The sequence below is a fragment of the Tenacibaculum sp. 47A_GOM-205m genome (assembly GCF_000518405.1).
Classification (GTDB): domain Bacteria; phylum Bacteroidota; class Bacteroidia; order Flavobacteriales; family Flavobacteriaceae; genus Polaribacter; species Polaribacter lutimaris.
This window is the reverse complement of sequence record NZ_JADN01000004.1, coordinates 319,993-343,577: the sequence shown is the minus strand read 5'-3', so window position 1 is coordinate 343,577 and position 23,585 is coordinate 319,993. Positions and strand designations below refer to the sequence as shown.

General features: G+C 32.4%; 20 protein-coding genes. 8 read left to right on the top strand and 12 right to left on the bottom strand.

The features are described 5' to 3' along the window. Positions 1 to 48 precede the first annotated feature (48 nt). On the top strand, positions 49 to 1,260 hold the full coding sequence (locus N534_RS0105245; protein ID WP_028891479.1) for an aminotransferase class V-fold PLP-dependent enzyme: 1,212 nt from the start codon (positions 49 to 51) through the stop codon (positions 1,258 to 1,260). A gap of 70 nt (positions 1,261 to 1,330) precedes the next feature. Here the strand turns inward: N534_RS0105245 and N534_RS0105240 are convergent, their stop codons facing one another. Continuing rightward, positions 1,331 to 2,032 (bottom strand): Bax inhibitor-1 family protein, encoded by a 702-nt coding sequence (locus tag N534_RS0105240; protein WP_028891478.1) that lies wholly within the window; start codon positions 2,030 to 2,032, stop codon positions 1,331 to 1,333. A 411-nt stretch (positions 2,033 to 2,443) separates the two neighbouring features. Between N534_RS0105240 and N534_RS0105235 the strand changes: the two genes are divergently transcribed. From N534_RS0105235 to N534_RS0105220, 4 genes are all read left to right on the top strand, one after another. Continuing rightward, positions 2,444 to 3,475, top strand: a complete 1,032-nt coding sequence (locus N534_RS0105235) for a zinc metalloprotease (RefSeq protein WP_028891477.1) — start codon at positions 2,444 to 2,446, stop codon at positions 3,473 to 3,475. Between the two features lie 122 nt (positions 3,476 to 3,597). After that, positions 3,598 to 5,091 carry a YfcC family protein gene (locus N534_RS0105230; RefSeq protein ID WP_028891476.1) on the top strand — a complete coding sequence of 498 codons (1,494 nt, stop codon included), beginning with the start codon at positions 3,598 to 3,600 and terminating at the stop codon, positions 5,089 to 5,091. 3 nt (positions 5,092 to 5,094) lie between these two features. Beyond that, positions 5,095 to 6,075: a glycerophosphodiester phosphodiesterase gene (glpQ, locus tag N534_RS0105225; protein WP_028891475.1), complete on the top strand. Its 981-nt coding sequence runs from the start codon at positions 5,095 to 5,097 to the stop codon at positions 6,073 to 6,075. Positions 6,076 to 6,120: 45 nt separating this feature from the next. Then, the gene (locus N534_RS0105220) at positions 6,121 to 6,828 is read left to right on the top strand and encodes an ion transporter (protein WP_028891474.1); all 708 of its coding nucleotides are present in this window, start codon (positions 6,121 to 6,123) and stop codon (positions 6,826 to 6,828) included. 25 nt (positions 6,829 to 6,853) lie between these two features. Here the strand turns inward: N534_RS0105220 and N534_RS0105215 are convergent, their stop codons facing one another. The 3 genes from N534_RS0105215 to aspS form a co-directional block, all read right to left on the bottom strand. Continuing rightward, positions 6,854 to 8,626, bottom strand: a complete 1,773-nt coding sequence (locus N534_RS0105215; RefSeq protein WP_028891473.1) for a chloride channel protein — start codon at positions 8,624 to 8,626, stop codon at positions 6,854 to 6,856. Between the two features lie 86 nt (positions 8,627 to 8,712). Next, positions 8,713 to 10,476, bottom strand: a complete 1,764-nt coding sequence (locus N534_RS0105210; protein WP_028891472.1) for an APC family permease — start codon at positions 10,474 to 10,476, stop codon at positions 8,713 to 8,715. 107 nt (positions 10,477 to 10,583) lie between these two features. Further along, on the bottom strand, positions 10,584 to 12,338 hold the full coding sequence (gene aspS / locus N534_RS0105205; protein WP_028891471.1) for an aspartate--tRNA ligase: 1,755 nt from the start codon (positions 12,336 to 12,338) through the stop codon (positions 10,584 to 10,586). Positions 12,339 to 12,453: 115 nt separating this feature from the next. On the opposite strand from aspS, the gene N534_RS0105195 reads away from it, so the two are divergent. After that, positions 12,454 to 12,798, top strand: coding sequence for a HopJ type III effector protein (locus tag N534_RS0105195; RefSeq protein WP_028891470.1), 345 nt, complete (start codon positions 12,454 to 12,456; stop codon positions 12,796 to 12,798). 104 nt (positions 12,799 to 12,902) lie between these two features. On the opposite strand, the gene N534_RS0105190 is transcribed toward N534_RS0105195, so the two are convergent. Next, complete coding sequence (locus N534_RS0105190) at positions 12,903 to 13,574, bottom strand: hypothetical protein (RefSeq protein ID WP_156025555.1); 672 nt, start codon at positions 13,572 to 13,574, stop codon at positions 12,903 to 12,905. Between the two features lie 110 nt (positions 13,575 to 13,684). Here N534_RS0105190 and N534_RS0105185 point away from each other — a divergent pair, with 110 nt between their 5' ends. Continuing rightward, the gene (locus N534_RS0105185; RefSeq protein ID WP_028891468.1) at positions 13,685 to 13,906 is read left to right on the top strand and encodes a hypothetical protein; all 222 of its coding nucleotides are present in this window, start codon (positions 13,685 to 13,687) and stop codon (positions 13,904 to 13,906) included. Between the two features lie 57 nt (positions 13,907 to 13,963). On the opposite strand, the gene N534_RS0105180 is transcribed toward N534_RS0105185, so the two are convergent. The 3 genes from N534_RS0105180 to pheS all read right to left on the bottom strand — a co-directional run bounded on the left by N534_RS0105180 (position 13,964) and on the right by pheS (position 17,000). Continuing rightward, a complete protein-coding gene (locus N534_RS0105180; protein ID WP_028891467.1) occupies positions 13,964 to 15,328 on the bottom strand; it encodes a sodium:alanine symporter family protein in 1,365 nt (454 codons plus the stop codon). Positions 15,329 to 15,417: 89 nt separating this feature from the next. After that, positions 15,418 to 15,813, bottom strand: coding sequence for a hypothetical protein (locus N534_RS0105175; protein WP_028891466.1), 396 nt, complete (start codon positions 15,811 to 15,813; stop codon positions 15,418 to 15,420). A gap of 167 nt (positions 15,814 to 15,980) precedes the next feature. Next, positions 15,981 to 17,000: a phenylalanine--tRNA ligase subunit alpha gene (gene pheS / locus N534_RS0105170; protein WP_028891465.1), complete on the bottom strand. Its 1,020-nt coding sequence runs from the start codon at positions 16,998 to 17,000 to the stop codon at positions 15,981 to 15,983. Positions 17,001 to 17,179: 179 nt separating this feature from the next. Between pheS and gdhA the strand changes: the two genes are divergently transcribed. Then, positions 17,180 to 18,523, top strand: coding sequence for an NADP-specific glutamate dehydrogenase (gdhA, locus tag N534_RS0105165; protein WP_028891464.1), 1,344 nt, complete (start codon positions 17,180 to 17,182; stop codon positions 18,521 to 18,523). A 77-nt stretch (positions 18,524 to 18,600) separates the two neighbouring features. Here gdhA and N534_RS0105160 read toward each other — a convergent pair whose 3' ends face one another. The 4 genes from N534_RS0105160 to N534_RS0105145 all read right to left on the bottom strand — a co-directional run bounded on the left by N534_RS0105160 (position 18,601) and on the right by N534_RS0105145 (position 23,543). Next, positions 18,601 to 18,933, bottom strand: coding sequence for a hypothetical protein (locus N534_RS0105160; protein WP_147418470.1), 333 nt, complete (start codon positions 18,931 to 18,933; stop codon positions 18,601 to 18,603). Between the two features lie 372 nt (positions 18,934 to 19,305). Continuing rightward, the gene (glmS, locus tag N534_RS0105155) at positions 19,306 to 21,162 is read right to left on the bottom strand and encodes a glutamine--fructose-6-phosphate transaminase (isomerizing) (protein WP_028891462.1); all 1,857 of its coding nucleotides are present in this window, start codon (positions 21,160 to 21,162) and stop codon (positions 19,306 to 19,308) included. Between the two features lie 9 nt (positions 21,163 to 21,171). Beyond that, a complete protein-coding gene (locus N534_RS0105150; RefSeq protein ID WP_038005542.1) occupies positions 21,172 to 22,728 on the bottom strand; it encodes a DUF4270 family protein in 1,557 nt (518 codons plus the stop codon). Next, on the bottom strand, positions 22,728 to 23,543 hold the full coding sequence (locus N534_RS0105145) for a glycogen/starch synthase (RefSeq protein WP_028891460.1): 816 nt from the start codon (positions 23,541 to 23,543) through the stop codon (positions 22,728 to 22,730). The genes N534_RS0105150 and N534_RS0105145 overlap by 1 nt, the downstream gene beginning before the upstream one ends. Between the last annotated feature and the right edge of the window lie 42 nt (positions 23,544 to 23,585).

Sequence of the window (23,585 nt, the reverse complement as noted above, 5' to 3'; positions counted from 1 at the left end):
TGTATTTGAAACGCAAGCCCTACCTTTGTGCTAAATTTGATATTTTACATGTTTAGTATAGATAAAATTCGAGCTGATTTTCCTATTTTAAATAGAGAAGTACATGGGAGAAAATTAGTGTATTTAGATAACGGAGCAACTTCGCAAACACCTCAGGTAGTAATTGATGCTATTGTTGATTATTATTCTAATTACAATGCAAATATTCATAGAGGTGTACATACATTAAGTCAGGAAGCAACTGACAAGTATGAGGAAGCTAGAATTAAGATTCAAAAACATTTCAATGCGAAGCATTCTTATGAGATTATATTAACTTCAGGAACAACACATGGGGTTAATATTGTAGCATCAGGTTTTGCATCTATTTTACAAGGAGGTGATGAGATTATTGTATCTGCTTTAGAGCATCATTCTAACATTGTGCCTTGGCAAATGTTATGTGAAAAAACAGGAGCTGTTTTAAAAGTAATTCCGATGGATGAAGATGGTTCGCTACGAATGGATATTTATCATGAATTATTGAATTCAAAAACAAAATTAGTTTTTTGTAACCACGTGTCGAATGCATTGGGAACAATTAATCCTGTAAAAGAAATTATCCACGCTGCTCATAAATTTGGCGCTTATGTGTTGATTGATGGTGCACAAGCAGTACCTCACATAAAACCAGATGTTCAAGCATTAGATGCTGATTTTTATGTGGCTTCGGCTCATAAAATGTGTGGACCAACAGGTGTTGGAATGTTATATGGAAAAGAAGAATTGTTACAGTTATTACCGCCATACCAAGGAGGAGGAGAAATGATTGAAACTGTAACATTTGAAAAAACTACCTACGCTGGATTGCCTCATAAATTCGAAGCTGGAACACCTAATATTTGTGGAGGAATAGCTTTTGGAGTTGCTATTGATTATATGAATTCAGTTGGTTTTGATTCTATTGAAGAGCAAGAAAACGAATTGTTATCGTATGCAACGCAAGAGTTAGAAAAAATAGATGGATTGAAAATTTATGGTACTTCTAATAAAACATCAGTAATATCTTTTAATTTAGAAGGAATCCATCCGTATGATGTTGGTGCAATTTTAGATAAACTAGGAGTAGCGGTTCGTACAGGACACCATTGTGCACAACCTATTATGGATTTTTATTGTATTCCAGGAACAGTACGAGCTTCTTTTTCTTTTTATAATACTAAAGAAGAAGTTGATGTATTGGTAAGTGCTGTTAAGAAAGCACAGATGATGTTAAGTTAAAAGGAACTTAATTTAGATAAGAATAAAAAAAGCCTCCGAATGGAGGCTTTTTTAGTATAATAGTTTCTTATTAATCTCTTGACATAAATATTTGTAATACATACCAGAATAATAGCATCAAAGAAGCAAATAGTCCTAGTGCAGCAGGAATGTAATCATCTGTAGAGAATTTATGAACTAAGTTAGATGTTTGATACAAAATAGAACCAGCTGCTAATACACACATTCCAACTGAAAACCATAATCCTAAGTTAAAGCCGAATAAAACTCCAGCAATAATTAATCCTATTGCAATAAAAAATCCAACAGACAATCCTGCTCTGATAAAAGAAAAATCCTTTTTTGTGATAAATACAATTGAAGATATTCCAACAAATAATGCAAGTGTTACAATTCCTGCCTGTTTTATTATATCAAAGTTGTTGGTATAAGAAATAGCAATGTAAATTAAGGGTATAAAAATAAAAGCTTGGGCAAAAACATACCCTGAATAGGCTAAGTATTGCAAGTTTTTATCCGAAGTTTTTAAAGCGGTACTTTCAGCGTAGCTAGTAACTAACATAAAACCACCAAGTAATAATAGCCACTTGTAACCTTGGGTCATTGATAAGGCGAATTCAACAATTGTGGCACTTTGTAAAAATAAATATTCAAATAAAACGAATAATAATACACCACCAGCAACGTGTGTGTATGTCTTTTTGTAAAAAGCTATTCTGTCAGCTTCTGAAACGTGTGCTACAAGCACTTTTGGTTCAAATGAGTTTTCCATAATTATTTTTTAATAACTGAATGTAAATATATGTTTTTTGGATGATTTTAAATTCATGTATTTTATTGTAGAAAATATATCTTCTAGTTCTTAAAAATGCCATATTCACGATTTAAATTGTTTAAAATTGATGTTTTTTCTTTGTTGTTGTTAAATTTTAACATTTAAATAATGTTAAAAAATGTATGTTCCAAAGTGATAAAACCTAAGAAATTAACTTTTTTTTAACTTTTTTTTAGCATTGAAAAAAAATCATATATTGCACATCGTTAAAGAAACCCTTCAAAATATTATTAATAAAACAAGTATTTAACACTTTAAATTATGTAATTCTTGTTTGTTATGTTTTTTTAACAGAATTAATGCCGTAGGGGCATTTTTGTATAACTAATTTTTTTAATTTTTCACAACATGAAAAGAATTTTTTTAACACTAGCTGTAGCTGCATCTGTACTAGTAGGATGTCAGGAAAACTCAAAAGACGATGCTGTACCTAATCAAGAAGCAATCGACATGAGCGATTTCTATGTAGAAACTGAAGAAGTTTCTCATAAAGGAGGAAGTGAGCAATGTCACTCAATGAGAGTTTTAAACAGACAAGTGAAAGAGAACCCAGGATTATACAAGAAAATGTATGATATTGAGTATGCTACAAGAAAGTTAACAACAGCTAAAGGTAAGCCAGGAGGTGGCGGATCAGGAAGTAGCGATGTAGATGTATTACCAATCGAAGATGGATTAGGTACTATTAACATTCCTGTATACGTACACGTTGTTTTACCAAACTCAAATAGTGTTACAAATTCTCAAATTCAAGCACAAATGAATGTGTTGAATGATGATTTTAGTAGTACAAATACAAATCAACTACCTTCAGGAGCTACTGATTTTATTAATGATGCAACAAATACAGGAATTCAATTTACATTAGCAGGTACTTTTAGACATGATGATCCTAAGTCTTCTTGGGGAACTAACGATGCTGTAAAGGCTGCTTATCCTCCAATTACTCCTTCAACTCACTTAAACATTTGGGTATGTGAAATAGGTGGAGGTATCTTAGGATATGCGCAATTCCCAGGAGGTAACTCTGCTACTGATGGAGTTGTGTTATTAGCAGGAAGCTTACCAGGAGGTTCTTCTGCTCCATATAACATGGGTAGAACTGCAACGCATGAGGTTGGGCACTACTTAAACTTACGTCACATTTGGGGAGACGGAAGATGTCGTCAAGACGATTTCGTAGCTGATACTCCATCTTCTGATGCTTCAAACTATGGATGTCCAACATATCCTGATGTTAGTTGTCAAACTGCTGATATGACTATGAACTACATGGATTATACTAACGATGCTTGTATGTACATGTTTACTGATGGTCAACGTAACAGAATGAGAGCTTTATTTGCTTCAGGTGGTGCAAGAGCTTCTATGTTAAACTAGAAAAAAACCAAAGTCTTCAAAAAAGACGTTCTCAATAATTATTTATAATTATTATAAAGCCAAGAGATATTAAGCTCTTGGCTTTTTTTATATTTTTAACAGCTCAAATAAAACAGTGCACATTGAAAAATATTAAATTCCCAACACCACATACTATTTTATTACTCATAGCAGGTTTTGTAGCTATTTTAACATGGTTTATACCTGCGGGTAAGTACGATACTTTGCAGTATCAAGAAGCTGGAAACTCTTTTGTTTATAAACATTTAGAAGAAGAAAAAACAATACCAGTGAATCAAGAAACTTTAGAGGGCTTAGGAATTAAAATTCCGTTAGAAAAATTCACGAATGGAGATATTGCGAAACCAATTAGTGTACCCGGAACTTACACTCAATTAGATCCAAAGCCTCAAGGGTTTTTAGATTTTTTTAAATCACCAATAAAAGGAATTATTCAATCTTCAGATATTATCTTGTTTGTATTAATTTTAGGAGGTATTATAGGAATAATGAACTTCACCGGAGCTTTTGACGCAGGTATTTCGTGGTTAGCAAAAACACTGAAGGGAAAAGAATATTGGTTAATTTTTGTAGTAACTACTTTAATTGCTGTTGGAGGAACAACTTTTGGGTTAGCTGAAGAAACCATTGCTTTTTATCCAATTCTAATTCCGATATTTTTAGCAGCAAAATATGATGCAATTGTAGCTTTAGCTTGTGTGTATATTGGTTCTTCAATTGGTACTATGTGCTCAACAGTAAACCCGTTTAGTGTGATTATAGCTTCAGATGCAGCTGGAATTAACTGGACAACAGGTTTTACAGGAAGGTTAATAATGTTAATCGGAGGAATAATTATTTGTGTGATTTATATTTTGCGTTATGCGAACAAGGTTCAAAAAGACCCAACAAAATCAATTATTTATGATCAAAAAGAAATGATAGAAGGTCTTTTTGGGAGCTCAACATCAAATACACACAGATTAACAGGAAGATTACGTATCATATTAACTGTTTTTGCAATGTGCTTTGTGATTATGATTTACGGAGTTTCTCGTTTAGGATGGTGGTTTGAAGAAATGACAGTGGTATTTTTAATCGGAGCTATTTTAATTGGTTTCTTAGCCAAAATGAAGGAAGAAAACTTTGTAACTACTTTTATAAAAGGAGCAAACGATTTATTAGGAGTAGCTTTTATTATTGGTATTGCTCGTGGTGTTTCGGTGTTAATGGAGCAAGGATTGATAAGTGACACCATCTTACAACATGCAAGTGAGTTTACCACAGGAATGTCCAAAGGAATTTTCACAAATGTGATGCTTTTTGTTTACTCAGGACTATCATTTTTTATTCCGAGTTCATCAGGAATGGCGGTGTTAACGATGCCAATTATGTCGCCTTTGGCAGATACGGTTGGAGTAGGTAGAGAAGTAATTGTAAATGCTTATCAATATGGAATGGGTCTGTTTGCTTTTATCAATCCTACAGGGTTAATTTTAGCTTCGTTGGCCATAGTAAAAGTAGGATACGATAAATGGTTAAAATTTGTAATTCCGTTAGTAATTATTTTAACTGTTTTTACAATGATAGCTTTAACCGTTCAAGTCTATTTATAACCAATGAAACGAATTTGTACCTTTCTTTTTTTTAGTATTTTCTTCGGATGTACACCTGTAAAAAAAACAAAAAATATGAATACAAAAACAGTTATAGCACATCGAGGAGCTTCAGGATATTTACCTGAACATACTATGGAAGCCAAAGCAATGGCCTATGCAATGAATCCTGATTATATTGAACAAGACCTTGTGTTGAGTAAAGATGATGTTCCTATTGTAATTCATGATATTGAGTTGGATGATGTTACAGATGTTGCCCAAAAATTTCCTGAAAGAAAAAGAGAAGATGGACGTTTTTATGTGATTGATTTTACTTTTGATGAATTGCAGCAACTAAATGTTACAGAACGTTTCAATACGAAGACGGGAGAGCAAGTGTACCCGAATCGATTTCCGAAAGGGAAAGGAAATTTTAAACTTCATTCTTTACAACAAGAAATAGAATTGATTCAGGGATTAAATGCTTCTACTGGAAAAAATATCGGGATTTACCCTGAAATAAAGAATCCAAGATTTCATCATGAAAATGGGAAGGATATTGCTAAAATCACTTTAGATATTCTTTCTGAATACGGATATAAAACAAAGAAAGATAAATGTATGTTTCAGTGTTTTGATGCAAAAGAGTTAGAGCGAGTGCGTACTGAATTACAATCAGACTTATTTTTAGTGCAATTAATTGAGTTTCCTGAGGAGACGAAACAATTATCACACTTTGCAACCTATGCAGACGGATTAGGGCCTTGGTACAAACAAATATTAGATAAAAAAGTAGACGGGAAGTGGCAGTTCACAACCTTGGTTGAAGATGCTCATAAATTAGGCTTAAAAGTACACCCATATACGTTTAGAGCTGATCAGTTAGAGGAGTTTTCTTCTTTTGACGAAATGATGCAAGTACTCTTTTTTGAAGCAAATATTGATGGTGCTTTTACCGATTTTCCAGATAAAATGGTTCAGTTTTTAGTAGAACACGACTAACATTTGTGTAAAATTAGTGTTTTAAATATATTATACTTTTCATAGATGAAAGAGCAAATAAAAAATATAGTAGAAATTAATGATAATTATAAAAGTCGATTATTTTCTTTTGTTATTCAAGCACTTATTTTAATTTCAGTTGTTACATTTTCGATAGAAACTATTCCTGACTTAAAACCACAAACAAGGTATATTTTAAAAAGTATAGAGGTGTTTTGTGTAATAGTTTTTACGATTGAATACGTTTTAAGAATCTATGTAGCCGAAAATAAAAAGAACTTTATATTTAGTTTTTATGGAATCATAGATTTTTTAGCCATTTTACCATTTTATATGTCTTTTGGGGTAGATTTACGCTCATTGAGAGCACTTCGTTTCTTAAGGCTTTTTAGAATTTTAAAGCTGGTTCGTTATAATAGAGCTATTGATCACTTTACTAAGGCTATGAAAATTGCAAAAGAAGAAATTTTACTTTTTTTGTTTATTACATTAATCTTAATATACTTTTCGGCTGTAGGAATTTATTATTTTGAAAACGAAGCGCAACCAGAACATTTTGCGTCTGTTTTTGATAGTCTGTGGTGGGCAATAATTACTTTGACAACAGTTGGTTATGGTGATGTGTATCCTATTACAATGGGCGGGAGAGTTTTTACCTTTTGTATATTGATGATTGGATTAGGGATTGTGGCTATTCCTACTGGAATTATCTCTTCTGCACTCACAAAATCTATTGAAAAGAAACAAGAATAATACTAAAACTTGATTCAGTTTTTAGCTAAACAGTAACTTCTAATAATTTTTTACGGTAAACCGAAAGTAGCTTTGATTTAGAGATAAAGCCAACATATACCCCGTTTTTAACTACGGGTAGATTCCATGCGCCACTTTCTTTAAATTTTTCCATTACTTTTTCGGTAGTGTCATTATAGAAAATTATAGCTGGGGCAATTTTCATAATATCTCTCACTTTGGTGGCTTCGTACAATTCCTGATTAAACATCATAGGACGAATATCATCTAACAAAACAATTCCTATAAATTTGTTTTCATCATCAACCACGGGAAAAATATTGCGTTTCGATTTTGATACGGCTTGCTTTAGCATGTCGCCAAGACTCATTTCAGGATGAATTTTTACAAAGTTTTTCTCAATAACTTGGCTCATTCTCATCATCATCATCACATTTTTGTCTTTGTTATGTGTAAATAATTCTCCACGTTCGGCTAATTCAATTGTATAAATAGAATTTGACACAAAATATTTGGTGATAGCAAACGAAACGGCGGCAACCAACATAAGAGGAACGAATAAATCGTAACCTCCCGTGATTTCAGCAATTAAGAAAATTGCGGTTAAGGGGGCGTGTAGTACTCCTGCCATTAAGCCTGTCATACCAATCAATGTAAAATTGGTTTCAGAAACATCAAATCCAAATTGATTGATGACTTTTGCAACCACGTTTCCTAAAGTACTTCCCATTACTAATGTAGGAATGAAGATTCCTCCAACTCCACCAGCAGCAAAAGTGGTGGTCATAGCAATCGCTTTAAAAATTCCGATGATTAACAAAAAAATGATGACCATCCATACATTTTCAAAATCGATATTGTAGTGAATACTTTTTAATGCTTCAGGAGCATTTTCTGAGAGTAGGTTATTGATGATTCCATATCCTTCACCATATAACGGAGGAATTAAGAAAAGCATTAAACCAATTGCAATTCCCCCAAAAACCAAACGTTTAAAAGGGGTGTATTTTTTGAAAAAATTTGTAATTCTGAAATATATTTTTGAAAAATATACTGATGAAAAACCTGTAAAAATGGCTAGAACAACGTAAAACATTAGGTCGTTAATTTCAAAAGCTTGTTGTAGTTTTACACTAAATAACACATCTTTTCCTAAAAAGAAATAAGACGTTATTACAGCCGAAACTGAAGCTAATAATAACGGAACTAAGGATGCAAAAGCGATATCTAAACTGAAAATTTCTACTGCAAAAATAATAGCAGCAATGGGTGCTTTAAACATAGACGACATAGCCCCAGCGGTTGCACAACCAATTAATAACATTCGGGTTCTCATGTTCATATGAAATAGCTGTGCTACTCCAGATCCCAAAGCTGCTCCTGTACTTACAGCAGGTCCTTGTAGTCCTGCTGATCCTCCAAAACCAACAGTTATAGGTGCGGTAATAAGTGACGCATACATTTTGTAACGTTCTATAATTCCGTTTTTTTTGGAAATAGATTGTAGGGTGGTAGAAATACCGTGACCAATATCTTTTTTTATCACATATTTTTTAATGCCGTACACTAAAAATAGTCCGATAATAGGAAATATAAAGTATAGTGAATGATGGTATTCTTCAATAAGACCGTCTTCCAAAATATTATGAAAAAAGAAAGTAAGGTTTTTTAAGATTAACGTACCTAAACCCGCTAAAAAACCCACTAAAACACTCAATATATAGATAAATTGACGTTCAGAAATATGTTTATACCTCCAAACAAGTATTTTCTTGTAAATTTCTTTTGATGATAGCATTGTGCTTCAGAGCCTTAATTGATATATGAAAACCTAGTTATGAATAAATAAAGATAATACCATCTTTTTAATTTATTAATAATTTATTATACAATTAAGCGTACACCGCCTAGTTCTTCTACTTTATAAGGGAACTTTTCACTAGGAGCTCCTATAAACATGAAATTAATTGGGATATTCCATTTTTCGGATAATTCTTTGATTAATTCTGGACTAAATTTTCCTTCAATTACTTGAAAATCAACTTTGATTTCAGGGTATTCTTTGTCTAAGAATGTAATTTCACTTGGTAGGTTTTTAGGGATAGTTTGTCCTTTTTCTAAAGCCAGTACAATTTTTATTTTTTTAGTATGTTCATTTTTAATAATATATAACATTACTTTGTTAAGAGTAGCAATATTGTCGCCTTTAGTAAAAAACACAAATTCTTGATCATTTATTTTATCTACAGTTTGTGTAATTTTTTTATCTACGTTAAAAACGAACCTTCTTAATGGATTAAATATTGCATAAATTACCTGTAGTACTAGTTTTAGTAAAACCGTACGGTTTAGCATAATAATGACAAAAATAATTGTAGGAATAAAATAATCTAAGAAGACTACAGTGTTGCTTGGTAAATCGCCTTTAGGATCCATTAAGATGTTACCAACAAGGGCAGAAGACACGGCTATAATAGCTAAAATAACAGATGCCCAAGTAGCTTTTTCTGGTCTAGGTAATTGGTTTCTTCTTATTTTTAAAAGAATGTTTCCTATGGCAAATAAAGCCATTACTGATAAAAATGAAATTGTATATACACCAGCCAGTAAACCTACATTTCCATTAGTTATGATTAATACAGAAACAGCGAGGATAAAGAATAAAATAATGATTCGGTAAGAACTTCCTCTTTTGTTTTTCTTTAAAAAGAATCGAGGCATGATACGGTCTAGAGTCATACGCTCTAAGAGTCCTGTAACACCCACAAAACTAGTTAAAACAGCACCACTCAAAACCAAAAAAGCATCAACAGCAATAATAGCAGCTACCCATTCACCACCAACAAAATCCCCCATTTGAACTAGTAAAGTGTTTTGGTAATCTGCACTTTGTAATACAGGAATTGCGAATAGAGATAAGGCAAAAATTGCCATTAAAGGGTTGATAATGCTTACGATTATCCACATGTTTTTTAGTGTTTTTGGAAACACCCCTTTTTGCTGTTCTTCAACAAAATTTGCTGAACTTTCAAAACCAGAAACTCCTAACATTGAAGCTGCAAAACCAAAAAATATAGCATACCAAATACTGTTTTCTGATTGATGCCCCCAGTTTTTAAAAAGAATGTCAATTCCGTTTTGAGATAAATAAAATACAATAAATAAGGTTAGTACAACTAGTGATAATAAATGAAATAAAAATATACCAACCGCTACTTTAGCCGATTCAGTAATACCGCCAATAGTTAATAAAGCAAAAAATAATAAAAGACCTATGGTTGCTATTATAATAGGCATAGAAGGGATTAAGTGATGTAGGTAATGAATAGCTTCGTTGGCGGAAATTACAGCAGTAGCCATATAAGAAAGGATGGTTAATGTTGCAGCAAATGAGGCCATCATTTTACTTGTCGTATTCAATAGAGCATTGTAGGCTCCTCCGTTTAGAGGCATCGCACCAACAACTTCACCATAAATTTTCCGAAATAAGAAAAGTACAACCGATACAATTAAAAGGGTTATCCAGGCATATTGACCAGCAAAGGCTATTGCTAAAGCAGATACATACAAAACAGAAGAGCTGATGTCATTACCACAAATAGCAGTTGATTCTAGTTCATTCAGTTTTTTTGAAACTATTTGTTTCATAATATTATTGATTAGTTTTTCTGAGGTTTAGTCTTTTTCAAGAAGTGTAACGATTTGTACATTAAAGGTAATAAAAAAACCCTGCATAATTTGCAGGGTTCTTATTTTTAAGCTTTTACATCTAATTTGATGCTTAATTCTTGTAGTTGTTCATCGTCTATAGTTGCAGGTGCATCAATCATTACATCGCGTCCTGAATTGTTTTTAGGGAAGGCAATAAAATCTCTAATGGTTTCTTGTCCTCCTAATATTGCTACTAAGCGATCTAATCCGAAAGCTAATCCTCCGTGTGGTGGCGCTCCGTATTCGAAAGCATCCATTAAGAATCCGAATTGAGCTTTTGCTTCTTCTTCGGTAAATCCTAGGTGCTTAAACATGATAGCCTGAGTTTCTTTATCGTGGATTCTGATAGAACCTCCACCAATTTCATTTCCGTTTAATACTAAATCGTAAGCGTTCGCCTTAACAGCTCCTGGTTCTGTGTCTAATAATGCTAATTGACCTGGTTTTGGAGACGTAAATGGGTGGTGCATTGCGTGGTAATGACCTGTTTCTTCGTCTAGCTCTAATAACGGGAAGTCAATTACCCACAATGGAGCAAACTCATCAGGCTTACGTAAACCTAAACGTTCTGCCATTTCCATACGTAAAGCGCTTAATTGTGCACGAACTTTGTTTGTTTTTCCTGAAAGGATACAAATTAAATCTCCTGCTTTAGCCCCTGTAGCTTCAGCCCATTTAGCTAAATCTTCTTGATTGTAAAATTTATCTACTGAAGATTTAAAGCTTCCGTCTTCGTTACACTTCACATATACCATTCCTAAAGCTCCTACTTGTGGACGCTTTACCCAATCGATTAATTTATCAATTTCTTTACGAGTGTATGTGTTTCCTCCTGGTACTGCAATTCCTACTACCAACTCAGCATCGTTAAATACTTTAAAGTCTTTGTGTTGTGCTACTTCGTTTAACTCACCAAATTCCATCCCGAAGCGAATGTCTGGTTTGTCGTTTCCGTATTTACGCATTGCTTCATCAAACGTAATTCTTGGGAATTTTTCCACTTCAACTCCGTTGATTTCTTTTAGTAAATGACGCGTCATTCCTTCGAAAATCTCTAAAATATCTTCTTGCTCAACAAACGCCATTTCACAGTCTATCTGTGTAAATTCTGGTTGACGGTCGGCACGTAAATCTTCATCTCTAAAACATTTAACAATCTGAAAGTATTTATCCATTCCACCTACCATTAACAACTGTTTAAAGGTTTGTGGTGATTGTGGTAATGCGTAAAATTGTCCTGCATTCATACGTGAAGGCACCAAGAAATCACGTGCTCCTTCTGGAGTAGATTTAATTAAATATGGAGTTTCCACATCAATAAATCCTTTATCAGATAAATATTTACGAACTTCCATCGATACTTTATGACGGAAAACCAAGCTGTTTTTTACTGGGTTACGACGGATATCTAAATAACGATATTTCATACGAATATCTTCACCACCATCGGTTTCATCTTCAATAGTAAAAGGTGGTAACTTAGCTTCGTTTAAAATTTCTAAGTTCGATACTAGAACTTCAACATCACCTGTTGGAATATTGGCATTTTTAGATTGACGCTCAATAACTTTACCAGTTACCTGCACTACAAACTCACGTCCTAAGGTCTTTGCCTTTTCCATTAATTCTTTAGAAGTGCGTTCTTCGTCAAAAATTAATTGTGTAATTCCGTAACGATCACGTAAATCTACCCAAATCATAAAACCTTTATCACGTGATTTTTGTACCCAACCAGAAAGGGTAACTTCAGTATTGATGTGCGATGCTCTTAATTCACCACAAGTATGCGTTCTGTACATTTCTTGAAATTTTTGCTGTGCAAATTTAACTATAAATGTTAGTTTGTAAAAAATTACTACGAGTTAGTTTTTATGAGTTTAAATCTTTTGTTTTGCAGCGTAAAACCTTTTTAAAATGACACTAGATAGATTTAAAGAAACGATACAAAGTGCACCAGAAAAAGTTGAGTTTTCTGATACTATGTCAGTGATTGAAAACGTATATAATTTTACACCCACTGCCTTTAAAAATGGAGATTTATACAATGAAGCTGAAAAAAATAAAGGTTCATGTAAAGTGTTTTCGTTTGCTATACAACAGGGGTTTAGTAAAGAAGAAACCTTAGCTTGTTTTGGACAGTATTATTTTGAGGATGTTTTAAAAAATCCTGAAGGAACAGATCATCAAAACATTAGAAATTTCATGAAAACTGGTTTTGAAGGATTACTTTTTGAAGGAGATGCGCTAAAAAAACGTTAAGAATTTTTTAGAGAGTTAGTCTGTTTCTTCTATCTCAAATAAATATTGCATAGTCACCTTAAAGACTAAAGAGACTCTTTGTAAGGTAATTAGAGTTTTGTTTTTTAATTAAAAACTAATTCTTTGATATTTAAATCAAACTCACTTTTAATAATTTGTTTTAAATAAATCTTTTGAGTGTTGATTTTTGTAATCTGATAAATATTGTAATCTGAAATGTACGGAGCAAAACTTATCCCTATAAAGAAGTTCCCTTTAAATTCTCGGAGAAACCAGCCGCCTAAATCATCATCATTAAAATAGTTAGTTTCAAATCCAAATTTATCAATTGTCTTGTGGGATAATTGATTTAAGAATTTTAGATTTATAGTGTCTTTAACATTGCTGAATTTACCCTTGACTAATAAATCAATAATTTCTCTTTTCGACTTTTTTATTTTCTTATTTAATTTTAAAGGATAAAAATATCTTAACACATTAGATTCAATATCTTCAATAATTATTGAGTCTTTATCATAAACCTTATATTTTACCCAATTATCACTATTATAAGTTGAAATTTTTTTATTTGTTTTATCTATTATAAAATTAATGATTGTATCAGTATAAACAGGTCTAATATTTTGCTTTTCAAAATTAATTGTTAAACCTAGAACCTGATGGTTACGAGATTTCACCTTATCAATAATTTCATATTTCTTATATACCCAAATTCCTTCTTGGGCAATAGACATTTTCATAAAAAACAATAATGAAATAAGTAATATTCTTTTCATAAGATTAATATAATAAATTCTTTTTTGAATAAATATAAAAATCCAAAACATCACTTATAAGTTTGATGATCATTTTATTATAGGTTAATTTGTATTAATGACGTTTGATTATGAAGAATTCAGCTATTTTTTTGGTGTTGTTCACAACTGTTTTTTTATTGGTGTTAACTATTTTGGGGTTTACTAAAATAGGTTTTAGTTGGGGGGGTGTACTTACGGTGATAGGTCAATTATTAGTAGTTTTAATGGTGTACAAAGTACTACTAGATCATTATACGACCAATAAAACTTTTGAAGATTTTTATGAAGATTTTCCTATAGGAAGAGAGTAAAACTAACAACACAAATAGAAAATTACTACTTGTCATTTTTGCTTTTCAGAAATAGTGCTAAAACTCATTCATTTTTAACTTCTGAAAATACTTTGTAGCTTCTCTTTTTACTTTTGGTGCTAAAATTAGTGTTGAAAGTACAGTAGGAATTGCCATTAAGGCGTAAGCACTATCAATTAAGTTAATTACAAAGTCTAATTTTATAATAGAAGCAATTACAATAGTAATGATATAAATGTAATTGTATGATTTTCCAATTTTGGTATTGGTTAAAAAACTTAAACAACTAAACCCGTAAAAAGAGTAGGTGAATAGGGTTGAAAAAGCAAAAATCAATACACAAATGGTTAAAATAACACTTCCTATGTTGTGAGGAAGCACAGCATCAAATGCAGCTAAAGTCATAGAAATTCCGTTACCTTCAAAACCTTTCCAAACTCCTGAAGCCAAAATAGCTAGTGCAGTTAAAGAACAAACTAACAAGGTGTCAATAGCTGGCCCTAACATAGCAACCAATCCTTCACGAATAGGTTCTTTTGTTTTAGCAGTTCCATGCATCATAGGTGCAGTACCTAAACCAGCTTCATTAGAAAATGCAGCACGTTTTACTCCCGTAATTATCAATGCTCCTAAAGCACCACCCAAAACAGATTTTCCCGAAAAAGCATCTTCAAAAATTAAAGAAAAAATTGCAGGAACTTGTTCTAAACGTAACATCAAAATTGTTAAAACGGTGAGAAGATATACTACAACCATTACAGGAACTAGTTTTCCTGCAACACTACCAATTCGTTTTATTCCACCAAAAATCACCATGGCCACAATAATAGCAGTGGTAATACCTAATAATAATTTAGCTGTAAAATGATTGGTTTCGTGTACTTGAAAAACATCTACCAGTGTTTGTGTAAGTTGGTTTGCTTGAAAAGCAGGCAACGTTCCTATCAACCCCGCAGCAGAGAAAAATATAGCTAAAGGTTTCCATTTTTTTCCAAGTCCTTCAGTAATAACATACATTGGTCCACCTTTTACGTTTCCATCTTCATCTTTTCCACGATACATAACAGACAAGCTACAGGTAAAAAATTTAGTAGCCATTCCAACAAAAGCACTTACCCACATCCAAAAAATTGCGCCAGGGCCTCCAGTTGCAATAGCAATAGCAACTCCGCTTATGTTTCCCATTCCTACTGTTGCTGCAATGGCAGAAGATAAAGCTTCGTAATGAGATAAATCTCCAGGAGAATCAGCTTTGTCATATTTTCCTCTTAAAATAGCAATGGCATGACCTATATATCTAAAAGGAACCAATCCTGAATAGATGAATAGATATAAACCACCACCAATTAATAAAATTAGCAAGGGAATTCCCCATACCCAAGAAGAAAATTGAGCAACTAAGTCTTGAATGTTTAAAAACATGAAATAGGATTTTTACGAAAGTACTAAAAAGTGATAGTAAAAAAAGAACGATAGCTGTGAATTAACAACTATCGTTCTTTTGTGAATTTTTATTTACAAACAATTCCTCTTTTTCCTAAGAATTCAATATCTCTTAAAAAACCTTCTTGAATGGTTTCAGCTTGAAAAATAAAGGTTTTGTCATGTAGTATGTTGTTTTCAAAGAAAGTTACCTGAAAACGATTGTCTAAATCAAATAACTCAGGTTGCATTAACTCAAACTTTTGATAACTATTTGCAGGAAGTATGTCTATTTTTCTTCGGAAAACAGAAGTGGTTTTAGTGTCTGAGAATCCTTGAGAAACAATAACTACCATTTCTAAATCGACATCTTTTTTGTTAAGAATGTATACATTCCAATCCTCTTTGTTGTCGATTTCATTTGTTTCTAAAACAACGGCTATTTCTACACCAGTTACTTTAGGGATTTCAATATCTTTTTTCATTGAATACTTCTTTAAAAGGAAAGACGAAAGTTTAGTGCTTTCGTCTTTTATTTTGTTTGAACTTATTTAAAAATCAAATAAACAGGGGGTAAGTTTACGAGATGCTTATAGGATACTAGTTTTAGCACTTAAATCAAATCTCAACACCCTTGGCTATCGCCCTGCGATTAAATTACAGATTTAAACTGCTCTAAGAAACGCTTGTCATTTTCGTAGAACATACGAATATCTGGAATTTGGTATAACAACATTGCAATACGCTCAATACCCATTCCGAAGGCATATCCGCTATACTTAGTTGGGTCGATGTTACAGTTTTTTAATACATTAGGATCTACCATACCACATCCCATAATCTCTAACCAACCAGTTCCTTTGGTAATTCTGTAATCGGTTTCAGTTTCTAAGCCCCAATAAATATCTACTTCAGCACTTGGCTCAGTAAATGGGAAATATGACGGACGTAAACGTATTTTAGATTTACCAAACATTTCTTTGGTAAAGTATAATAAGGTCTGTTTTAAGTCAGCAAAAGAAACATCAGTATCAATGTATAACCCCTCTACTTGATGGAATATACAGTGTGCACGTGCAGAAATATCTTCGTTTCTAAACACACGTCCTGGAGAAATTGTACGAATAGGAGGTTCGTTGTTTTCCATATAGCGTACTTGTACTGATGAGGTATGTGTTCTTAGCAACGTATCAGGATTCTTTTCAATAAAGAAAGTATCCTGCATATCACGTGCCGGATGATATTCTGGTAAGTTTAAAGCAGTAAAGTTATGCCAATCATCTTCAATTTCTGGCCCTTCAGAAACAGTAAAACCAATACGGTTAAATACTTCGATAATTTGATTTTTTACTAATGAAATTGGGTGGCGTGAACCTAAGTTGATAGGTTCAGACGGACGTGTTAAGTCACCATAAACACCTTTTTCTTCAACAGCATTTTCTATAGCCTCTTTTAAAGTGTTTACTTTATCTTCAGCTGAAGTTTTAAGTAAATTGATGGTTTGACCAAATTCTTTTTTTTGGTCGTTAGGTACATTCTTAAATTCAGCAAATAAATCCTTTAAAATTCCTTTGCTTCCTAAATATTTAATTCTAAATGCTTCAATTTCTTCTTTTGAAGTAGTATTAAAAGCATTTACCTCTCCAATCAATTCTTTTACCTTGTCTAACATAATCTATCCAAAAGTTAAGTGGCAAATTTACGTTTTTTTGTTAAAATAAAAGAGAATTTAAGAGTGTTTACTGTAGTACTAGTAAAACAAAGAAAATAACCAATGAAATGGAAATTAAAAAATAGTAAATTAATTATATTTGTATAGTAAAATTAAAAAAATACAGAACAACTAAATTTATGGAATCTAAAATAAATGCATTTATGGATTACGTTAAAGAACGTAATCCATATGAACCAGAGTTTTTGCAAGCTGTACATGAAGTAGCAGAAACAGTAATTCCGTTTATAGAAAACAATCCAAAATATCAAGGTAAAAAGTTATTAGAACGTATGGTTGAGCCAGAGCGTACTATTATGTTTAGAGTACCTTGGGTTGATGATAACGGAGAAACTCAAGTAAACAGAGGATATAGAGTAGAATTTAACTCGGCTATCGGTCCTTACAAAGGAGGTTTACGTTTTCACCCATCAGTAAACTTATCAATTTTAAAGTTCTTAGGGTTTGAACAAGTATTTAAAAACTCATTAACGACTTTACCAATGGGTGGAGGTAAAGGAGGATCTGATTTTAACCCTAAAGGTAAATCTGATCGTGAAGTTATGGCATTTTGTCAATCTTTTATGACTGAATTAGCACGACATATTGGTCCTGATACGGATGTTCCAGCTGGAGATATTGGTGTAGGTGGTCGTGAAATAGGTTATATGTTTGGTCAATATAAACGTTTACGTAACGAATTTACTGGTGTTTTAACAGGTAAAGGAGCTACATGGGGAGGATCGTTAATTCGTCCTGAAGCTACAGGTTACGGAGATGTGTATTTTGCTGAAAACATGTTAAAAACCAAAGGAGATTCTTTTGAAGGAAAAACTGTGGTGGTTTCTGGATCTGGTAATGTGGCACAGTATGCTACAGAAAAGGCAACTCAATTAGGGGCAAAAGTAGTTACAATGTCTGATTCTTCAGGATATATTTATGATGAGGCAGGTATTGATGCTGAAAAATTAGCTTTTGTAATGGAGTTAAAGAATGTAAAGCGTGGACGTATTAGTGAATATGTAGACCAATACCCGTCAGCTAAGTTTTTTGCCGGAGAAAGACCATGGGGAACTAAATGTGACGTAGCATTACCTTGTGCAACTCAAAATGAGTTAAACGGTGAAGAGGCTAAATCTTTAGTTGCTAATGGGTGTATTTGTGTTGCTGAAGGAGCGAACATGCCTTCTACCCCAGAAGCGATTGAAGTATTCCAAAAGGCAAAAATATTATTTGCGCCAGGAAAAGCGTCTAATGCTGGTGGAGTTGCTACTTCAGGATTGGAAATGTCTCAAAACTCATTACGTTTATCTTGGACTCGTGAAGAGGTGGATGCTAAATTACATTCAATCATGAATAATATTCACGAAGCTTGTGTTAAGTACGGTACACAAGAAGGTGGATATGTTGATTATGTTAAAGGAGCAAATGTTGCAGGTTTCGTTAAAGTTGCTGATGCAATGTTAGATCAAGGAGCTGTGTAGTAAATTGCACATATATAAAGTAAAAACCTCATAGATATCTATGAGGTTTTATTTTTTACTAGGGGAATGAAAATGTGCTATTTTAAAGAGCTTTTTATGGTTAAGGGCATCTTATAAAAGCTATTTTTTAATGTTGATTTTTTACTAATCAATTTATAGTTCAACCTGCTTTTTACATACTGACAAATTTGTTCAGTATTACAGTTAACGTTCAATATAACAATCTCACCGTTTTTATTAATTAAAAATTCAACAGTAGTTTTTACTTCCTCATCAAGGATAAAGTTTGGGTTACCTAGTAACTCAACAATTTTAGTTCTGATTTCTTCTTTTTTAGAAGGATTTTCATTTGTAGAAAATACTGAAGTGCTCATTAAGGTAACGAATACTAATACGAATAACTTTTTCATTTTTTAGAGATTTAGAGTTTGTTTTAAGTTTATGAATTAAAGTTTGATGTAGTAAAAGTATTGCAAATGAGTAATCTAGATCTTTTTCATTGATTAATAAAATATTGTTTAATGGTAAAATAATAAGAAGTTTTAAGGTAGTTTACATGTAGTTAATATTGAGAAAAGTTGTCTTTTTTATTCATTCTATTTATCTTTTTTCAATTAATTACTTGCTTTCTGTTTTGGTTGTTAATTTTATTCAGAAATTTTAAGAATAATTATTAATTAGTAAGGTTAGTTTTAGGTTATAAACTTCTTAAATTTTAAAAATAAGCATAAAAAAATCCTGAGAATTTCTCAGGATTTATATTTTGAATTAAAATCAATTTGTTATTCTACTGTAACTGATTTTGCTAAGTTTCTTGGTTGATCTACATTTTTACCTAATATTACAGCTATGTGATATGATAATAACTGTAGTGGTATTGTAGTTAATAAAGGTGTAAATGCTTCTTCAGTATCAGGAATTTCAATTACGTGATCTGCAATTTCTTTAACAGTTTCATCGCCTTCAGTAACAATAGCCACAATTTTACCACTTCTTGATTTAATCTCTTGGATGTTACTTACTACCTTTTCATAATGACCTCTACTAGTTGCAATTACAAAAACAGGCATATTTTCATCAATTAATGCGATAGGCCCGTGTTTCATTTCTGCTGCAGGGTACCCTTCAGCATGAATATAAGAGATTTCTTTTAATTTTAAGGCTCCTTCTAAAGCAACAGGGAAGTTAAAACCTCTACCTAAATATAAACAGTTTTTAGCGTCTTTATATACAGCTGCTATTTCTTTAACTTGAGCATCAATTTTCAATAAATTCTCTACTTGCGTAGGAATTTGTTGCATTGTTTGTAAATAAGTGTTTACAGCTGATGTAGATAAAGTTCCTTTAGCTTGCGCTAATTTTAAAGCTATTAAAGAAAGTACGGTTATTTGTGTTGTAAATGCTTTTGTAGAAGCTACTCCAATTTCTGGTCCAGCATGAGTATATGCTCCAGCATGTGTTTCTCTAGCAATAGAAGAACCAACTACATTACAAACTCCGAATACGAAAGCCCCCATAGATTTTGCCAATTTAATGGCTGCTAAAGTATCTGCAGTTTCTCCTGATTGAGAAATAGCAATCACAACATCATTTGGAGTGATGATAGGATTACGATATCTAAATTCAGAAGCATACTCTACTTCAACAGGAATACGAGCCATATCTTCAAAAAGATACTCGCCAACTAGCCCTGCATGCCAAGACGTACCACAAGCAACAATAATAATTCTATCTGCATTTAAAAATTTAGACATATTATCATCAACACCAGCCATTCGGATAATTCCTTCATTGGCTAGCATTCTACCTCTATAAGTATCGATAATGGCTTTAGGTTGCTCGTAAATTTCTTTTAGCATAAAGTGGTCATACCCACCTTTTTCTATTTGCTCTAAGCTTAGTTGTAACTTTTGAATATTCGCATCGATTTCTTTATCGTTTTCAATCTTACGAACTTTAATTCCTTTATCTTTTTTAATGATGGCTAACTCACCATCTTCAAGGTAAATAGCATCTTTGGTATACTCAATAAAAGGAGAAGCATCAGAAGCTACAAAAAACTCTTCGTTGTTTTTTCCAACACCTATAGCAATTGGGCTACCTAAACGAGCTACTACTAACTCATTTGGTTTAGTTTTATCGAAAACAGCAATTGCGTAAGCTCCAATTACATTAGTTAGGGCAATTTGAACAGCTTTACCCAGCTTGCACCCCTCACTTTTTTTAACTTCTTCAATAAGGTTTACTAGAACTTCTGTATCTGTATCACTCTTGAATTCATAACCTCTTGAGATTAACTCTTTCTTAATGGTGTCGTAGTTTTCTATAATTCCATTATGAACAATCACGATGTTTCCAGATTGAGAAAAATGAGGGTGTGAGTTTACATCATTAGGTACACCGTGAGTAGCCCAACGGGTGTGTCCTATCCCTATTTTTCCAACTTTTCGCTCTTCTTCTTTATTGGTAATTGTTTCTAAATCAGAAACTTTTCCTTTAGTTTTTGACAGGTGCATTGTTTTTCCATCATACATCATGATTCCTGCACTATCATACCCTCTATATTCTAAACGCTTTAGACCATTGATTACAATAGGATAAGCATCTCTATGACCTATATAACCTGTAATTCCACACATAACAATTTCTTATTTTTCTTTTGAATATGATATTTTTAAAACAGCTCTTTTTGTTCCATTTGAGGCTTCGTTTCCATTTAACAATGTAACGGATCTCGGGTTCCAATTATAAGTTTTTACTTTAGTATTTAAAATGTTATTAACAATAGGGTTGTCAGTAGGGTTATATACCTTTAAAATTAATGGTTCAGTGGTAAAGTCAGCTTCTCCATTTAATAAATTAGTTACATAATTAGTAATCCTAAAAGTATATTTTTCAGGAGATTCATTATCATTTTTTTGTAAAAACCCTCCAAAAAAACTAGACTCTATATAAGAATCAGTTAACTGAGTGGGTGAGACACTTCCTGTTCCATTATCTTTATTTTGGTATAAGAATAGTTGTTGGGGAATAATATTAGCTTCGGTATTGATGGTTTGATCCACATAAAAAGTAAGAGAAGCGTCGTTAATTAACCAGTTGTTTGCTTTTAATTCTTGAACTTTTGCGTTGTCTAAAATTTTAATCTCAGCAGAATTACCTGCAGTTCCCTGAATAACAAATTTATTAGCGGGAGGTTGCATTGCTATTGGAGACATTTTATAGAGACTATTTCTAATACCTGAAAGAGGGAAAGTGTATTTGCTTTGAATTGTATCTTTTACATTTCCTGCTTCTACAATAGATTTAGTATAGTAAAAATCTACGGAAGGAGTTGGGGTAGTGGCTAAATTAAAAGGCACCATTGCTCCATCGTTCCCAGTCGCTATGATTTTTATCCCTTTAAAATATTCATCGAAGTCGTCTTTTGAAGAAAATGAAGTGTTTTCGAATTCATCCCAGAAAATACTTTTCATTGTTGTAAGATCTAAAGGAATAGCTAAGAAAGGAATATTAGCTCCTTGAGCGTTGTAAACTCTTAATGTGTCTTCGTACGTGGTTGTATTAGCTAAAGAAATAGATCTGTCAATTCTATTGAATTTAAAAATAGTGTCCGAGGCTTTAGGTTTAAAACTGTAAGGAGTGCTATTTTCATTTAAAACAGTATTTCCTAAATATTCGGCATCAGAAAAGAAAGAATTTTTCTTTGTAGGATCCAAAGGATCTAAGGTGTTTAAAAACGTTTCGTTTTGTAGTACTTGGATATCTACTGCAGTATTAGGATCTCCTAATATGGAGTCTAATTTATAGCTAGTTACCCCACCAGATGTTTTTGCTGTGGCTTGGTAAGGTAATTTTAAAATTACTTTATCCAAGCTAAAAATAGTATCTCCATCTACTACATTTTCTTGAGTTTTTAAACCAGAAATGTAACCTAGTTGAGAAACGATAGAAGCTTCAATCTTTTTTGCATTAGGATTGTTATATACACCTAGCCAATAATCACTAATATTAGCATTAATGTTGTCAGCTTGAACATTTTGAAGATCTATAGGAGTGATTTCAACATCTAATAAAATTTCTCCTGTTTCAAATTTATCGTTCGTAACAACATTTGTTCCTACTTCGCTAAAATCTTTTTCACATGATGTAATAGCTGCAAAACATAACAGGCTAATACCTAATACCCCAATTTTTCTAATCATTATTCGCTTAATTCTAAAACGTTCTCTTTATAAAATTCTAAATATGCTTCGGTTAAAGTTTCTTCAGATTGGAAATCTAACACTTTTGGATTTGTTTCTTCAATAAAAGTTTCAATTTCGTCTGGTAAAACTTTGCTACCTTTTATAACAGCATCTGAGTTTTCAATAGCACTTTTTAAAATATTTAAATGACTTGGCGTTTCTATTGTTGTTACTTTCGATTCTTCAATTTTATCAAAACGAACTTTGTTTGCCATTTCGTTATTTAAATCTTCAATGTCACTATTGTAAAGCGAAGTTACAATCTTACTTTCTGCAAACAAAGGTTCTTCTTTATAATATTCTCTTAAATATAGAGGTAATAAAGAGGCCATCCATCCGTGAACATGAATAATATCTGGAGCCCAGTTTAGCTTTTTAACTGTTTCAACTACACCTTTAGCGAAGAAGATCATGCGCTCATCGTTATCTTCAAAAAGCTTATCATCTTCGTCAGAATAAACTGCTTTACGCTTAAAATATTCATCATTGTCAATAAAGTACACTTGCATTCTTTCTTTAGGAATAGAGGCAACTTTAATTATTAAAGGCATATCCATGTCATTAATAATTAAGTTCATACCCGAAAGTCGAATAACTTCATGTAATTGATGCCTTCGCTCGTTAATTACCCCAAAGCGAGGCATGAAAATACGGGTTTGAATTCCTTTAGAATGTGCATTTTTAGCAACGTTAAATGCGGTAGACGATAATTCTGTTTCTGGTAAATAAGGGGTAACCTCAGACGAAACATATAAAATTCTCTTATCCTTCATTAAATCGGTCTCTTTTATTGAAGGTGCAAAAATACGAAATTT

Bases quoted from the DNA above. Each gene is read 5' to 3' on its own strand.
- N534_RS0105245 (WP_028891479.1), top strand. From the start codon at position 49: ATGTTTAGTATAGATAAAATTCGAGCTGATTTTCCTATTTTAAATAGA.
- N534_RS0105240 (WP_028891478.1), bottom strand. From the start codon at position 2,032: ATGGAAAACTCATTTGAACCAAAAGTGCTTGTAGCACACGTTTCAGAA.
- N534_RS0105235 (WP_028891477.1), top strand. From the start codon at position 2,444: ATGAAAAGAATTTTTTTAACACTAGCTGTAGCTGCATCTGTACTAGTA.
- glpQ (WP_028891475.1), top strand. From the start codon at position 5,095: ATGAAACGAATTTGTACCTTTCTTTTTTTTAGTATTTTCTTCGGATGT.
- N534_RS0105220 (WP_028891474.1), top strand. From the start codon at position 6,121: ATGAAAGAGCAAATAAAAAATATAGTAGAAATTAATGATAATTATAAA.
- N534_RS0105215 (WP_028891473.1), bottom strand. From the start codon at position 8,626: ATGCTATCATCAAAAGAAATTTACAAGAAAATACTTGTTTGGAGGTAT.
- N534_RS0105210 (WP_028891472.1), bottom strand. From the start codon at position 10,476: ATGAAACAAATAGTTTCAAAAAAACTGAATGAACTAGAATCAACTGCT.
- aspS (WP_028891471.1), bottom strand. From the start codon at position 12,338: ATGTACAGAACGCATACTTGTGGTGAATTAAGAGCATCGCACATCAAT.
- N534_RS0105195 (WP_028891470.1), top strand. From the start codon at position 12,454: ATGACACTAGATAGATTTAAAGAAACGATACAAAGTGCACCAGAAAAA.
- N534_RS0105190 (WP_156025555.1), bottom strand. From the start codon at position 13,574: ATGAAAAGAATATTACTTATTTCATTATTGTTTTTTATGAAAATGTCT.
- N534_RS0105185 (WP_028891468.1), top strand. From the start codon at position 13,685: ATGAAGAATTCAGCTATTTTTTTGGTGTTGTTCACAACTGTTTTTTTA.
- N534_RS0105180 (WP_028891467.1), bottom strand. From the start codon at position 15,328: ATGTTTTTAAACATTCAAGACTTAGTTGCTCAATTTTCTTCTTGGGTA.
- N534_RS0105175 (WP_028891466.1), bottom strand. From the start codon at position 15,813: ATGAAAAAAGATATTGAAATCCCTAAAGTAACTGGTGTAGAAATAGCC.
- pheS (WP_028891465.1), bottom strand. From the start codon at position 17,000: ATGTTAGACAAGGTAAAAGAATTGATTGGAGAGGTAAATGCTTTTAAT.
- gdhA (WP_028891464.1), top strand. From the start codon at position 17,180: ATGGAATCTAAAATAAATGCATTTATGGATTACGTTAAAGAACGTAAT.
- N534_RS0105160 (WP_147418470.1), bottom strand. From the start codon at position 18,933: ATGAAAAAGTTATTCGTATTAGTATTCGTTACCTTAATGAGCACTTCA.
- glmS (WP_028891462.1), bottom strand. From the start codon at position 21,162: ATGTGTGGAATTACAGGTTATATAGGTCATAGAGATGCTTATCCTATT.
- N534_RS0105150 (WP_038005542.1), bottom strand. From the start codon at position 22,728: ATGATTAGAAAAATTGGGGTATTAGGTATTAGCCTGTTATGTTTTGCA.
- N534_RS0105145 (WP_028891460.1), bottom strand. From the start codon at position 23,543: ATGAAGGATAAGAGAATTTTATATGTTTCGTCTGAGGTTACCCCTTAT.